The 13,624-nt window shown below is 58.7% G+C and carries 13 protein-coding genes; 4 read left to right on the top strand and 9 right to left on the bottom strand.

The genetic code is table 11. The features are described from left to right. Positions 1-12 precede the first annotated feature (12 nt). From FHX16_RS21095 to FHX16_RS21085, 3 genes are read right to left on the bottom strand one after another with little or no spacing between them, the layout of a single operon-like run. A complete protein-coding gene (locus FHX16_RS21095; protein WP_183757098.1) occupies positions 13-789 on the bottom strand; it encodes an SDR family oxidoreductase in 777 nt (258 codons plus the stop codon). 21 nt (positions 790-810) lie between these two features. Then, positions 811-1,674: a MurR/RpiR family transcriptional regulator gene (locus FHX16_RS21090; RefSeq protein ID WP_183757097.1), complete on the bottom strand. Its 864-nt coding sequence runs from the start codon at positions 1,672-1,674 to the stop codon at positions 811-813. 23 nt (positions 1,675-1,697) lie between these two features. Further along, the gene (locus tag FHX16_RS21085; protein WP_183757096.1) at positions 1,698-2,087 is read right to left on the bottom strand and encodes a RidA family protein; all 390 of its coding nucleotides are present in this window, start codon (positions 2,085-2,087) and stop codon (positions 1,698-1,700) included. Between the two features lie 112 nt (positions 2,088-2,199). Here FHX16_RS21085 and FHX16_RS21080 point away from each other — a divergent pair, with 112 nt between their 5' ends. The 4 genes from FHX16_RS21080 (at position 2,200) to FHX16_RS21065 (ending at position 5,674) form a co-directional block, all read left to right on the top strand. Then, on the top strand, positions 2,200-2,685 hold the full coding sequence (locus FHX16_RS21080) for a hypothetical protein (RefSeq protein WP_183863892.1): 486 nt from the start codon (positions 2,200-2,202) through the stop codon (positions 2,683-2,685). A gap of 20 nt (positions 2,686-2,705) precedes the next feature. Continuing rightward, the gene (locus tag FHX16_RS21075) at positions 2,706-4,166 is read left to right on the top strand and encodes a M81 family metallopeptidase (protein ID WP_183757094.1); all 1,461 of its coding nucleotides are present in this window, start codon (positions 2,706-2,708) and stop codon (positions 4,164-4,166) included. Between the two features lie 15 nt (positions 4,167-4,181). Next, complete coding sequence (locus FHX16_RS21070) at positions 4,182-5,282, top strand: D-TA family PLP-dependent enzyme (RefSeq protein WP_183757093.1); 1,101 nt, start codon at positions 4,182-4,184, stop codon at positions 5,280-5,282. Between the two features lie 95 nt (positions 5,283-5,377). Beyond that, positions 5,378-5,674 (top strand): hypothetical protein, encoded by a 297-nt coding sequence (locus tag FHX16_RS21065; protein ID WP_246712675.1) that lies wholly within the window; start codon positions 5,378-5,380, stop codon positions 5,672-5,674. Positions 5,675-5,699: 25 nt separating this feature from the next. Here FHX16_RS21065 and FHX16_RS21060 read toward each other — a convergent pair whose 3' ends face one another. The 6 genes from FHX16_RS21060 to scpA all read right to left on the bottom strand — a co-directional run bounded on the left by FHX16_RS21060 (position 5,700) and on the right by scpA (position 13,458). After that, complete coding sequence (locus tag FHX16_RS21060; RefSeq protein ID WP_183757092.1) at positions 5,700-6,836, bottom strand: ABC transporter ATP-binding protein; 1,137 nt, start codon at positions 6,834-6,836, stop codon at positions 5,700-5,702. Positions 6,837-6,918: 82 nt separating this feature from the next. Beyond that, positions 6,919-8,121: an ABC transporter substrate-binding protein gene (locus tag FHX16_RS21055; protein ID WP_210281002.1), complete on the bottom strand. Its 1,203-nt coding sequence runs from the start codon at positions 8,119-8,121 to the stop codon at positions 6,919-6,921. Between the two features lie 61 nt (positions 8,122-8,182). Beyond that, on the bottom strand, positions 8,183-9,043 hold the full coding sequence (locus FHX16_RS21050; RefSeq protein WP_183757091.1) for a carbohydrate ABC transporter permease: 861 nt from the start codon (positions 9,041-9,043) through the stop codon (positions 8,183-8,185). Further along, entirely contained in the window at positions 9,040-9,924 is an 885-nt protein-coding gene (locus tag FHX16_RS21045; protein WP_183757090.1) for a carbohydrate ABC transporter permease, read from the bottom strand. The genes FHX16_RS21050 and FHX16_RS21045 overlap by 4 nt, the downstream gene beginning before the upstream one ends. Before the next feature lie 12 nt (positions 9,925-9,936). After that, the gene (locus tag FHX16_RS21040; RefSeq protein ID WP_183757089.1) at positions 9,937-11,094 is read right to left on the bottom strand and encodes a Gfo/Idh/MocA family protein; all 1,158 of its coding nucleotides are present in this window, start codon (positions 11,092-11,094) and stop codon (positions 9,937-9,939) included. A 225-nt stretch (positions 11,095-11,319) separates the two neighbouring features. Beyond that, the gene (gene scpA / locus FHX16_RS21035) at positions 11,320-13,458 is read right to left on the bottom strand and encodes a methylmalonyl-CoA mutase (RefSeq protein WP_183863891.1); all 2,139 of its coding nucleotides are present in this window, start codon (positions 13,456-13,458) and stop codon (positions 11,320-11,322) included. Positions 13,459-13,624: the final 166 nt, after the last annotated feature.

Genomic DNA, 13,624 nt, shown 5'->3' with positions numbered 1-13,624 from the left:
CGTGTATCGGGATCAATAGTGTTCGGACTGCGAGAACGTCCGCGCCAGCTCCGCCTGACCGGCAGTCAGCCCGCAGTCGACGGGCAGGCAGACGCCCGTGATTGCGCCAGCCTGTGGTCCCGCAAGAAACGCCACGGCATTGGCCACGTCACCTGGATCGACAACCCGCTGGAGCGGATACCAGCGTCGCGCCTCTTCGAAGACATTGGGGTTGGCCGCAGCACGCGCTTCCCAGGCCTTCGTGCGGACAGTGCCAGGTGCAACCGCGTTTGAACGAATGCCGAGCTTTCCGTATTCGACGGCAACCAACTTGGTGAAATGCAGCAGCCCGGCTTTCGCGGCACTATAAGCGGGGTGGCCAAACACGTTCATGCCATTTACGGAAGCAATGTTGATAACGGATCCCTTCGAGGCCTCCAGCTGGCGTTCGACAGCCCGGAAACACAAGAACGCAGCCTCGAGATTGAGGGCATTGTCCATCCGCCAGATCTCGGGTGTGGTGTCATGCAGGCTGACGGCACGCGCCGCGCCGGCATTGTTGACGAGTGTCCGCACCGAACCCAGCAAGGCTGCCTGGCTTGCCATTTCGGCGACGCTTGTTTCGCTGGTTACATCGCAGGCGTGCGCGACAAAGCGTTCGACAGGACCGAGATCGAGCGCGGCCTTGGCGGCGGCTGCGGGATCTATATCGACGATCACAATGACATCGTGATCGTCTGCAAGGCGCTCGGCGATGGCTCGTCCAATATCACCTGCAGCACCCGTTACGATCGCTACCGTCCTTGTCATTCTGCATCCCTTTTTGGCATGTTAATCCCCGAGGAGTTGCCGGTCGTCACCATCGCGATGGGCAACGAGTTGTTGCTTTATGCGGCGTAGCGCAACGGCAGCCTTCGGCTGAATTGCATAGGCGACCAGGCTGGCAAGAATGTCGACGATCGCCAGATAGGCAATGCGCGTCGACGTCGGCCGGAAGATGTTGCTACCTTCCTGCAGGTCGACAGGCACAACAATTTCCGCCACCTTTGCCACCGGGCTGTCGCTTTGGGTGAGCGCTATAGTGGTTACTCTTGACTCGCGGGCAAGCGCGAAAGCGCGCACGAGCTCGGCATTGCGTCCCGTAAAGGAAGAACCTATCAACACGTCTGTCGACTTCGCGGCGGCTGCCATCATCAACTGCATGCCATGATCCGAGCTCGCCGTGACATGCAGGCCGAAGCGAAAAAGCCGGTTCTGAAGTTCGCTTGCAATCATCGACGAGTTGCCGCCGGAGCCAAAGGCATAGATCATGTCGGCGCGTGAGAGCCGCTCGGCGGCAAGCTCGATCGCAGCCAGGTCGAGCGAACGATGAAGCAGGAACAGTGCGTTCTGTGCCTTCGTGATGATGTCCTGCGCGACATCACCCGGGTTGGTGCTCTTGGGTTCCGGCTTCAAGTAGCGCATGCCAACATAAGCTGTCCTGGCAAGCTGAACCTTGAAATCGGAAAAGCTCTCGCAGCCCAATCGGCGGCAGAAACGCGTGACGGTGGGCGGAGAAACGTCCGCCCTTTCGGCGAGCTCGATGATCGAGGCATTTACCGCAAACTCAAAGTCCTTGAGAAGGATATCGGCGATACGGCTTTCGGAGGGTGAAAGCCGGGGCTTCTCTTCCTGCAGTGTTGAGAAAATATCCATCCCGTCCCCCGGTCGTGTGCAGTTTACAGATCCTTCGACCTATACGCCACGCAATCGATTTCGACCTTGCAGTCAACCATCATCGACGATTGAACGCAGGCTCTAGCAGGGGGATGGTCACCGAAGTACTGCTGGTAGATTGCATTGAAGGTCCAGAAGTCGCGGGGATCGTCGAGCCACACGCCACAACGCACGACATGCTCCAGGCCGTATCCCGCCTCCTTGAGGATCGCCAGGACGTTCTCGATCGTCTTGTGGGTTTGCGCTACGATATTGCCATCGATGATCTCGCCATTTTCCATGGCGACCTGGCCAGATACATAGAGCCAGCCATCGGCTTCAACGGCCCGCGCGAAGGGCAGGGGCTTGCCACCGGCACCCTTTTGAACCGCGCCATAGCGCTTAATGGACATCGATCGATCCTTGCAAATTATTTTCGTATTAAGTTGACAAGTGACCATAGAAAGCCGAATTTGACCAGCGAAAAACGCCATTGATGAAAAGAATTTCAATCCGGTGGAGATAATGCGCGATCCTTTCAAAAACCCGTTTCCCGTTTCAGACGTCGCGCGGCATTCGATCTGGGAGATGCTGGTCCCTCGCGACATCGATGCATTCCTTGCTGGCGACTGGTCGATGGTCGAGCACGATTTTGTCGAGGAAGGCTTCATCGGCATCGATGGACGGAAAGAAGTCAGCCCCGATAAATGGCGGCTTGCGTTTCCGACGCTGTCTGCCTACCGCGACGAGTGGGTGCGTCAGGCAGAGGAATTTGCCACGCAAGCGTTTGCCGAAGACACCCGCACGGCCATCTTCACGACCACCACGCTCGAAGACATAGAGATCGAGGGTGACATGGCGCTGGTGCGCAAGAAGTTCGATGGCGGCCTCAGCAAGGCTGATGGCACGCGTGATATCATGCAGTGGCAGACACTTTATTACTGCCGCCTGCATGAAGGCCGCTGGAAGATCTGCGGCTTTACCGGCTACCTGCCGAACCCGATGGGCTGATCAACACAAAGGCCGAACCCTTGCGCATTTTCACGGCGGCGCTCGCAACCGAGACCAACACGTTTTCACCGATCTGCGTCGATCGACGCGCCTTCGAAGCGTCGCTTTATGCGCCTCCCGGCCAACATCCGGAAACGCCAACGCTCTGCTCGGCACCGATCACGGTGGGGCGTCGTGTTTGCGCGGAGAAGGGATGGGAACTGATCGAGGGCACCGCCGCCTGGGCGGACCCGGCCGGGCTGGTGAACCGCTCCGCCTATGAGGGATTACGCGACGAGGTGCTCGCGCAGCTAGAAGCCGCCATGCCTGTCGACGCCGTTATCCTTGGCCTGCACGGCGCCATGGTCGCCGCCGGCTACGAGGACACCGAGGGCGATATTTTGGCGCGTGTCCGCGAGATCGTCGGGCCAGAGCTCCTCGTCTGCGCCGAGCTCGATCCGCACAGCCACCTCACCGCCAAGCGCCTAAAGGCGGCAGACTTCTTGGTCTACTTCAAAGAGTTCCCGCACATTGATTTCGTCGACCGCGCCGAGGATCTCTGGCGGATTGCCGTGGAGACGTTGGAAGGGCGCCTGAACCCCGTCATGTCCGCGTTCGATTGCCGGATGATCGACGTCTATCCCACCTCGCGCGACCCGATGCGTTCCTTCGTCGACAAGATCATGCACATCGAGCAGGACCACGCTGATATCCTGTCGATCTCCGTGGTTCACGGCTTCATGGCCGGAGATGTGCCCGAGATGGGTACGAAGATACTTGTCGTCACCAACAACAAGCCGGAGGAAGGTGCGGCCCTTGCACGTGAGCTTGGCCTAGAGCTGTTTTCCAAACGTGGCACTTTCATGATGCCGCAGATCGACGAGGTCGAGGCTGTCACGCAGGCTATGGCAGCAACCTCGTGGCCTGTCGTCGTCGCTGACGTATGGGACAACCCCGGCGGCGGCACTGCAGGCGATGCCACCGTCCTCCTCCAGGAGCTCATCGAAAGAGGCGCCAAGGGTGTCGCGATAGGCACGATCTGGGACCCGATGGCAGTGCAGATTTGTATGGCAGCAGGCGAGGGCGCCGAAATTCCGCTCCGGTTCGGCGCCAAGTCTGGCCCCGGCACCGGCAATCCTGTGGACGGGATCGTCAAGGTCGTAAAGCTCGTTGCGAATGCCGAGATGCGTTTTGGCGAGAGCTTTGCGCCGTTCGGCGATGCGGCGCATATCGTACTCGACGGCATCGATATCATCCTGAACTCGACGCGCGCCCAGAGCTTCGATCCGAGCCTCTTTTCGGTTATGGGTATCGATCCGACATCCAAGAAAATCCTGGTGATCAAATCGACCAATCATTTCTACGCGTCCTTCTCCAAGATCGCAGCGGAAATCATTTACTGTTCGGCCGGAACGCCTTATCCCAACAATCCGGCCAAGACGCCCTATCGTCGCGCGCCGAAGAACATCTGGCCGATGGTCGCCGATCCCCACGGCCGCTAACACGGAGCGCGTCATATGCAGGAAAATCCGTTCGCCATCATCGCCAGGCCAGGCGACAGGGTCGCCGATCTCTCGACGCCACGGCCAATCATCGACGAGGATCGCCTGGCGGCGAACATCGCCCGTACGCAGGCCTACATGGACGAGCACGGGCTGAACTTCCGGCCGCATATCAAGACCCACAAGATCCCGGCGCTCGCAGCCGAGCAGATCGCAGCAGGCGCAAAGGGCATCAACTGTCAAAAGATCAGTGAAGCTGAAGTCTTCGCAGCGGCTGGTTTCCAGGATATCCTGATCACCTTCAACATCCTCGGCCCGCAAAAGCTTAAGCAGCTGGCAGCCCTCAACGACCGCATCTCCGACCTGAAGGTAGTCGCCGACAGCACGGCCACGGTCGATGGCCTGTCTGCCTATTTCGCATCCCGTAAACCGCTGACTGTGCTGGTCGAATGCGATACCGGTGGTGGCCGCTGCGGCGTCCAGACGCCCGATGAAGCAAGAGACTTGGCGAAGCGCATTCACAGCATCCCCGGCCTCTCTTTCGGTGGGCTTCTCAACTATCCGAAGCCCGGGGCTGCCGAGGCGGTACAGGCATTTCTCGGCGAAGCACTATCGCTTCTCGAGGAGCAGGGAATTGATTGCCCGATCGTCAGCAATGGCGGCACGCCGAGTCTGTTTGAGGCACATCTCGTCAGCGCCGCGACCGAGCATCGTGCCGGAACCTATATCTACAACGATCGGGCCATGGTTCGCGCCGGTCACTGCAGCTGGGATGACTGCGCCATGCACGTGCTCGCGACGGTCGTGTCTCGCCCGACCGGGGATCGTGCCGTCATCGACGCCGGTTCAAAGGCACTAACCTCCGACCTGCTTGGCTTCTCCGACTTCGGAACTGTGGTCGGTTACCCCGAGGCGGTGATCACTGGATTGTCTGAGGAACACGGCGTTATCGACTTATCGAAATGCGGCGACAGGCGTCCGGAGATCGGCGACAAGATCCGCATCATCCCCAACCACACATGCGTTGTATCCAATCTTTTCGACACGATGGTCTTTCACCGCGACGGCGTCGTCACCCGTGTCGAGGACGTGGCTGCGCGCGGACTCGTCTGGTAACGAATCTCGCCTTCCTTTGACATATGCCTCTTGACGTTACGCGATTGAAAAGCATCTTCTTTTCAGCGGCGTTAGGCGCGCGGGAGGTCAGGTCGATGAGAGTCTCCGTTGCATTGGGCATAGTGGCTAGTCTGTTGGCGATTTCGGCGGCGGAAGCACCGGCGGAATGGCAAAGCTTTCATGGCGTTCGGATGGATTCGGATCCCGTGCTTCTGGCGCGGTTTGAGCGGGCTTATCGCTATTGCGAGCCAGAGGCCAACTACCGGGGCTCTCCCTATCCAGCCAATCCCTGGCACGTCACGGCGCTCAGAAACTGCATGTCTAGATTGGGAATCCTCGACCGTGGCGCCTATTCCTACCCAGCTAACAGGCTCTTCTATCCCCTGTACTGAGGGCGGCGCTCCCCGGGTCGGCTGATCAGGCAGCCGCGGTGGGGTTGAGCAAATTCACGTCGATATCTGTCAGTTCGACATGGCGCTCGAATGATATCCCCTTGTCGTCGAACAGATGGCAGTCGACAACGTTAATCCCGGCCAACAGAGGCTGATCCGGCCGAACGGCAGCACCGCCCGGCAGCGTCGCGCAGAAATTCTCGCCTTCACCGTCAAGCGATGCATAGGCAACTGTCTGTGCGCCAAGTCGTTCGATGACCGTAGGTGCAACTCTGATCTGGATGTCACCTGATCCAATCTGGATGTGCTCGGGGCGCACGCCCAGCGTCAGCGTCTTGCCAACAGCGCCCTGCCGCGGCGTCACTGGGATGGTAGCTTTCTGCCCCTGATAATCGATCTCCACGCCGGCTTCACTGACTGCGCTACAGGTAACCGGCAGGAAGTTCATCTTTGGATTGCCGATGAAGCTCGCGACGAAGATATTCGCCGGTTTGTGGTAGAGTTCCAGCGGCGCGCCGGTCTGGGCAATCTCCCCGGCGTTGAGCACTACGATCCGGTCTGCCATGGTCATCGCCTCGATCTGGTCATGGGTGACGTAGATCATCGTCGCCTTCAGCTGGCGATGCAGCTTGGCAAGCTCGATGCGCATGTCGGCGCGTAGCGCCGCGTCGAGGTTAGAAAGCGGCTCGTCGAACAGGAAGATCTTCGGTTCGCGCACGATCGCTCGGCCGATCGCCACGCGCTGGCGCTGGCCGCCGGAAAGCATCCCCGGCTTCTGCTGCAGCCTCTGGTCAAGATGGAGAATGCGTGCGGCGTGCTCGACTTTGGCCTTGAGCTTTTCCTCTTCCATCTTTTCCACGCGCAGTGGGAATGCGATGTTCTCGAAAACCGACATGTGCGGATAAAGGGCGTAGGATTGGAACACCATTGCAATGCCGCGCTTGACCGGCGGCAGGTCGTTCACTCGGAGCCCGCCGATGACGATGTCGCCGCCGGAGGTCGCGTCCAGACCGGCGATCATGCGCAGCAACGTCGACTTGCCGCAGCCAGACGGCCCGACGAAGACCACGAACTCGCCGTTCTTCACCTCGAGCTGAATGCCCTTGAGAACCTCGAAGTCGCCATAGAACTTCTGAACATTGTTGAGAAGAAGCTGTCCCAAAACCTGTCTCCGGTTGCCGCGCCTGCAGCATGCATACTGTAAGGGGGATCGCGGTTGTTGCGCCCGCGATCCCGACAAAGGCTTACTTGAACGCTTCGATCTCGCCAGCAGCCTTCTTGAGGGCATCGGCCGGCTGGGCCTTGCCCGTCACGACGGACTGGACCATTTCGATCATCGAGTTCTGGAAGCCCTTGTAATCCGTAAAGAGCGGCTCGGGACCACCGAAGGCGATGCCGTCGATAAACGGCTTCCAGGACGGATCTGCCTTGACGAATTCATCGACCTTCGGCGACGGACGCAAAGGCGTGAGGCCGGCGCCGCCCTGAAGCTCATATTCTCCCTGGGGGCCCGGCGAGGTAATGAACTTGGCGAATTCGATCGCCTTGTCTTCCACGCCCGTCCCCTTGAAGACGGCCAAGCTGTCGGTGATGAGCAGTGTACCTTCGCCCTTGGCGGAAGGGCCAAGCGGCAGCGGTGCCACGCCCCAGTTGATCTTGGTGTCCTTCAGGCGGGCAGCAGCACCCGAGCCTGCCTGGATCATGCCGACCTTGCCGTCGAGGAAGATGGCACGGATCTCGTTCTGCTCGTAGGCGGTCGCGCCTTCGACGGAGTAGGGCGTGATGTCCTTGTAGGCCTGGAGCGCTGCCAGCACTTCCGGGCTGTCGATGACGATCTTGTCGCCGTCGATTACCTTGCCGTTGTTGGTGTAAACCCAATGCATGAACTGATGCATCGTGTTGTCGAAGGTCTTAGCCGGAAGGCCGTAGCCTGCGATGCCGGTCTTTTCCTTGATCTGCTTGGCGTCGGCGATTTCTTCAGCCCAGGTCTTCGGCGGGGTTTCAGGGTCGAGACCAGCCTGCTTGAAAATGTCCTTGTTCCAGTAGAGTGCCTTGGTCGAGAAGGCGACCGGCACGCCCCACTGATTGTTGTCGAAGGTGACCGTGTCGACGATATTCGGGTAGTAGCTCTTCTTTTCCTCGTCGGTCATCGGGACCGGAACGATCAGGTCGTTCTGTGCGAATTCCTTGAGTGTGCGCGAGCCGACATAGGCCATTCCGACCGGCGTGCCTGCAGCGGCAAGCGTCGTGGCCTTGTCCTGGCACTGTTCCCATCCGACGACCTCGGGCGTGACCTTCCAACCCGGGTTCTTGCCTTCCCATTCCTTGATGTATTTTTCGTGGATCGGATCGATCTTGTCGCCGCAGTAGATCCAGCTGATCTCCTTGTCAGCGGCCTGCGCGGTCATGGCGCCGAGCGCGGTAGAACCGAGCAGGGCAAGGGCCATCAGCCCGGTCTTGAAATGAATTGTCACTTTGTTAGCTCCCGTTTTTTCTCTGGTGGTTGACTTACTGTTTCACCGCGCCCGCGGTCAGCCCGCTGACGAGATACCGTTGAAGAAAGAAAATCACGATCATGGCCGGCGCGATGCCGACGAAACTTGCAGCCATCAGTTCATTCCAGACCACTTCCTGGCGACCGAAATAGGCGAAGAGGCCGACCGGTAACGGCGCAAATTCGGTCTTGGAATTGAAGGTGAGCGCGAAGATGAACTGCTGGGCATAAGAGCCGATGAAGGTGGTGATTGCAACCACCATGATGCCGGGCATGGCGATCGGCAGGATGACGCGGCGGAGCGTATAGAAGTGGCTGGCACCGTCAACGAAGGCGGCTTCGTCCAACTCCCGCGGGATGCGCATCATGTAGGTTCTCAACAGCCAGATCGCCGACGGGATCAGGAAGGCAACACCCGGAACCATGATTGCGAAATAGGTGTTGAGCAGGCCGAGCGTGCGCATCAGCCGGAACAGCGGGATGAGCAGTACTGCGCCCGAAAACATGTTGACGGCCAGAAACGCACCGAGCAGCAGCCCGGCGCCCTTGAATTCAAACCGCGCGAACGCGTAGGAGGCAGGGATCACCAGCACTAGGACGACAGCGGTGACGATGGTCGAGATGAAGAAGGAATTGAAGATGTAGCGCGCAAAGCCCGGCACGCTAATCCACATAGTCCGATAGGCCTCGAAGGAACCGTTTTCCGGGATGAAGCGATAGGGTGATGAAAAGAGCTGACTGAGCGGCTTAAGCGATACCAGGAAGCCCTCGACAAAGGGCGCGAGCACGAAGGTAAGGAAAATGAGGATGCCGGCATAGATGCCGATGATTTCATACCATTTGTACCGATGGATCAGCAGATGTGGCTGTTTCATCGCTTGTCTCCGGACGTAAGGCGACTGGTCACGCGGAAATAGCAGACGCAGAAGATCGACAGGAAGATGCAGATCAGCACGGCGCGCGCGGCGCCTTCGCCGTATTTGTTCGAGCCGATTGCGGTTTTATAAGTGTCGATGATCATCGTCGTCGTTTCGCCGCTCGGTCCGCCACGCGTCAGGATCCAGATGATGTCGAAGGAATTGAAGGTCGCGATCAGTGACAGCATCGACATGGTGATCATCGAAGGGACGATCAGCGGGAGGGTAATGCGCCGAAAGCGATAGAAGCGGCCGGCCCCGTCGGTCCAGGCAGCCTCGTAGAGGTCCTGCGGAATCGCCTGCATGGCCGCGAGCATATAAAGCGTGACCAGCGGAACGCCGATCCAGACGTCGGTGATGATCGTCGCCCAGAACGCCGTGGACCCCTGTGCGAGAAACGCGACCGGCGCGTCCACAAGGCCAAAACGCTGCAGCATGCCGGAAATCATTCCGAACTGGCCGTTGTACATCCAGCCCCACATGAAGATGCCGATCGCCATTGGGACAATCCATGGCGGCATCGTCAGCACGCGGAAGAGCGCCCTGCCGGGGACCGCGGAATTCAGCATCGTCGCCCCGAAGACACCGATAATCATCTTGATGGAGACAGAAAAGAACGTCCAGATGAAGGTGCGAACGATGACTTCGGCGAAGGTAGCGTTGAAGATCTTACTGTAGTTCACCCAGCCGACCCAATTCGTCGTCTTCTTCAGCGACGCATCGGTGAAGGAGAGGATGAACGTGTCGACCAGGGGATACGCGACGATCACAGCGACATAGAGGACTGCCGGAAGGAGAAGGATCCAGGCAAAGATGACTGCGTTGCGTTGGACGCTCATCTTGCCGCCCTCTCAAGCCGCTCTTGCGTGCAGGGCTTCGTCGAACCTGTCCCAAATCGGGCGCAGATCGATAACCGCCTTCTTCATCCTTGCCTCGTCCATCGATAGGGCCAGGATGCCGGCCTCGAGGGCATTGAGCGTCGAAACTGGAAGTTCGGTACCGGTACGCACGCTGTCGAGCAAATCTGCCGCCATCTGCTCGTCGGCACCGTAGTGCTGCGAAAGCTCTGTCGCGACGTATTTGTTCTCGACAACCTTCTTGCCTGTCAGCTGCTCATGAACATCGAGATAGCCTCGGACGAAATCGCCCTCGGCCATGCCGCGTGATCCCATAATGGCAAAGCGACGGAACTGGTCTGGAACGTTGAGATTGGTGTGGAAGTTCATTCCAACGCCGTTGGCGTATTCGACGATTGCCACCTGATAGTCGATGATGTCGGCGTCACTGTCGAACACCTTGTCGGACCCCATCCAGCCACTCGGCTTGCGATGAAACAGTTCGACGTCGTTGATACCTTCGCGCACGGGGTCATTTGCGGGGATGAAGCTCTTACGACCGCCAAAGCTTGCAACACGCTCGGGACGCGCGCCGACGACACCGTTATAAAGATCGAGGTCGTGGCAGCATTTCTCCAGCATGAAACTACCCGAATAGCGCTCATAGCGGCGCCAGTCGCGCATGAAAAACGCACCGTGGTAAGGCTCGATATGTTCCGCAGCCTCGATCGAGACAATTTGCCCAAGCTTGCCTGACGCCTGGATCGCGCGGAGATCCTTGTACAGCGGAGAGTAACGCAGAACGAGACCGACCATCAGCCGCTCATGACCAAACTTCGCCATCAGTCGTGCCAGTTCAATGCTTTCGGCAATCGTCGTTACGATTGGCTTTTCGCAGAAAACCTTCAGACCTTTCTCCAGGCCCAGCCTGATGTGGTCGAGATGCATGTGATTGGGCGAGCCAATCATCAGAAGGTCAAGCGTCTCGTTGGCGATGAGCTCTTCCGCAGACGCGTAGGCCGTTCCTGCGGAAATGCCCTGTTCGGCGAGACCAGGCAGGCCTGCTGGATCGGGGTCGACGTAACCGACGATCTCGAAGCTTTCATCCACTGCGGTGAAGACATGGCCAAGGTAGCCGAGCCGGAATCCTAGCCCGATAATTCCAACTTTCATGCTGTTATCTCGTTCCCAACGCGTAATTTATTTTCGTCAGGTTGGGACAAAAATTCGAACCCGTCAACTCGAATCCCATAAAAAGTTGGCTATATGAAATTAATTTTCATGAGCGCTCATTTTCCCAGTCCGATTTTCGTGTCTCCGCGAATAGGGGGCGCCGATGACGATCGAATGATCGTATGAACGGCCACGGTGTCGAACCCGGCAGGCAGGGACGGTCGACTAGCGGTTGCGCCGCTTGCCCTCCAGAAGATCCAGAACCTCATTTGCAGCATCGAGGACATTGGTCCCCGGTCCAAAGACAGCGGCAACACCGTTCTCCATTAGATATGCGTAGTCCTGCCGCGGGATGACGCCCCCGACGACGACAATAATGTCGCCACCGCCCCGCGCCTTGAGCGCCTCGACAAGCTGCGGCGCAAGTGTCTTGTGGCCAGCCGCCAGCGATGACATGCCAATGATATCAACCTTGCTTGCAACAGCAAGATCGGCTGCTTCTTCGGGTGTTTGAAAAAGTGGACCTGCCAGGACGTCGAACCCGATGTCACCAAATGCCGAGGCGATGACCTTGGCCCCACGGTCGTGCCCATCCTGCCCGAGCTTTGCGACCATGATCCTGGGCTCTCGGCCGAGAACCCTGGCGGCAGCAGCCATGCGATCCTTCAGCACCTCGAGCTCGGGCTCGTCCCGGTATGCCTGCCCGTAGACATCCTTGATGACCTCGGGCTCGGCAGCGTGATCGCCGAATACATGCCGCATGGTATCAGAAATCTCGCCAACTGTGGCGCGCGCGCGGGCTGCCTCAACGGCTGCCTCAAGCAGGTTACCCTGACCGCTCATCGCAACCAGTCCCAGCTGATCCAGAGCCGCCGTGACCCTTGCCTGGTCGCGGCGGCGTTTCGTTTCACCGATCCGCTTTACCTGGGCCGTTCGAACAGCCGCATTGTCAATGGCGAGGATCTCGATGTCTTCCTCCGTATCGAGCCTGTATTTATTGACACCTACGATCACCTCGTCGCCCCTGTCGACCGCTGCCTGCCGGCGCGTCGCCGCCTCCTCGATGAGACGTTTGGGAAGGCCCTCATTAACAGCCTTCGTCATGCCGCCGAGTGCCTCGACCTCACCGATCAGCGTCCACGCCTTGTCGGCGAGCTCATTCGTCAGGGTCTCGACGTAGTAGGATCCAGCCAGAGGGTCGACGACCTTGGTCACACCAGTTTCGTGCTGGAGGATCAGTTGCGTATTGCGAGCGATACGGGCCGAAAAATCGGTTGGCAAGGCGATCGCCTCGTCGAAGGAATTGGTATGGAGCGACTGGGTCCCACCGAGGACAGCCGACATCGCCTCGAATGCGGTTCTGACGATATTATTGTAGGGATCCTGTTCCTGTAGCGACACGCCCGACGTCTGGCAATGCGTACGCAACATCAGCGAGGAGGCTTTCTGGGGTTTGAATTCCTCCATGATCCGCGTCCAGAGCAGCCGTGCGGCGCGCAGCTTTGCCGCCTCCATGAAGAAATTCATTCCAATGGCAAAGAAGAAGGAGAGCCGACCGGCGAAATCGTCAACATCCAGGCCTTTGGCGATCGCTGCCCGGACATATTCCCGACCGTCGGCCAAAGTGAATGCAAGTTCCTGGACCAGGGTCGCCCCAGCTTCCTGCATGTGGTAGCCCGAGATAGAGATGGAGTTGAACTTCGGCATCTGCTTCGCGGTGTATTCAATGATGTCCGCAACGATCCGCATCGATGGTTCCGGTGGATAGATGTAGGTATTGCGGACCATGAACTCCTTGAGGATGTCGTTCTGGATGGTGCCCGACAGCTCGGCCTTCGAGACACCCTGTTCCTCTCCGGCCACGATGAAATTCGCCAGGATAGGTATGACCGCGCCGTTCATCGTCATCGACACCGAGACCTTGTCAAGCGGTATGCCATCAAACAGGACCTTCATGTCCTCGACGCTGTCGATTGCCACTCCGGCCTTGCCGACGTCGCCGACAACGCGCGGATGATCGCTGTCATAGCCCCGGTGGGTCGCAAGGTCGAAAGCAACCGAAACACCTTGCTGTCCGGATTGAAGTGCCTTGCGATAAAAGGCATTGGAGGCTTCCGCGGTTGAAAATCCCGCATATTGCCTGATTGTCCATGGCCGGCCGGCATACATTGTTGCCCGCGGGCCGCGCGTGAACGGCGCAAATCCGGGAAGGGACGCGAGGTGCTTGGCATTTTCGATATCGCCCTCGGTATAAAGCGGTTTGACATCGATCCCTTCTGGTGTCTTCCAGACGAGCGACTCCGGCGGCGCCTTGAGCTCTTTCTCCGCAAGAGCCATCCAGTCACCAAACGTTTTCTTCGCCATCCTATCCTCCGGCATTCTTCTTTTGCCGGAAGCTAGCATTTTATTTGCCGGTTGCGCGATAGAGCCATTCGATAATTTGCCGCAAAGCGCAGCGTCAGACGGCAAGCGCGGTCCGTCGATACGACGACTGGATCTCCTTCCGTGGTGAGCAGTTCCTGTCCCGCCG

This window comes from Rhizobium sp. BK661, assembly GCF_024808825.1.
Classification (GTDB): Bacteria; Pseudomonadota; Alphaproteobacteria; order Rhizobiales; family Rhizobiaceae; genus Rhizobium.
This window is presented reverse-complemented; position numbering and strand designations above follow the sequence as displayed.

Excerpts from the sequence above, each read along its gene's own strand:
- FHX16_RS21095 (WP_183757098.1), bottom strand. The coding sequence starts at position 789 with ATGACAAGGACGGTAGCGATCGTAACGGGTGCTGCAGGTGATATTGGA.
- FHX16_RS21090 (WP_183757097.1), bottom strand. The coding sequence starts at position 1,674 with ATGGATATTTTCTCAACACTGCAGGAAGAGAAGCCCCGGCTTTCACCC.
- FHX16_RS21085 (WP_183757096.1), bottom strand. The coding sequence starts at position 2,087 with ATGTCCATTAAGCGCTATGGCGCGGTTCAAAAGGGTGCCGGTGGCAAG.
- FHX16_RS21080 (WP_183863892.1), top strand. The coding sequence starts at position 2,200 with ATGCGCGATCCTTTCAAAAACCCGTTTCCCGTTTCAGACGTCGCGCGG.
- FHX16_RS21070 (WP_183757093.1), top strand. The coding sequence starts at position 4,182 with ATGCAGGAAAATCCGTTCGCCATCATCGCCAGGCCAGGCGACAGGGTC.
- FHX16_RS21065 (WP_246712675.1), top strand. The coding sequence starts at position 5,378 with ATGAGAGTCTCCGTTGCATTGGGCATAGTGGCTAGTCTGTTGGCGATT.
- FHX16_RS21055 (WP_210281002.1), bottom strand. The coding sequence starts at position 8,121 with ATGGCCCTTGCCCTGCTCGGTTCTACCGCGCTCGGCGCCATGACCGCG.
- FHX16_RS21050 (WP_183757091.1), bottom strand. The coding sequence starts at position 9,043 with ATGAAACAGCCACATCTGCTGATCCATCGGTACAAATGGTATGAAATC.
- FHX16_RS21045 (WP_183757090.1), bottom strand. The coding sequence starts at position 9,924 with ATGAGCGTCCAACGCAACGCAGTCATCTTTGCCTGGATCCTTCTCCTT.
- FHX16_RS21040 (WP_183757089.1), bottom strand. The coding sequence starts at position 11,094 with ATGAAAGTTGGAATTATCGGGCTAGGATTCCGGCTCGGCTACCTTGGC.
- scpA (WP_183863891.1), bottom strand. The coding sequence starts at position 13,458 with ATGGCGAAGAAAACGTTTGGTGACTGGATGGCTCTTGCGGAGAAAGAG.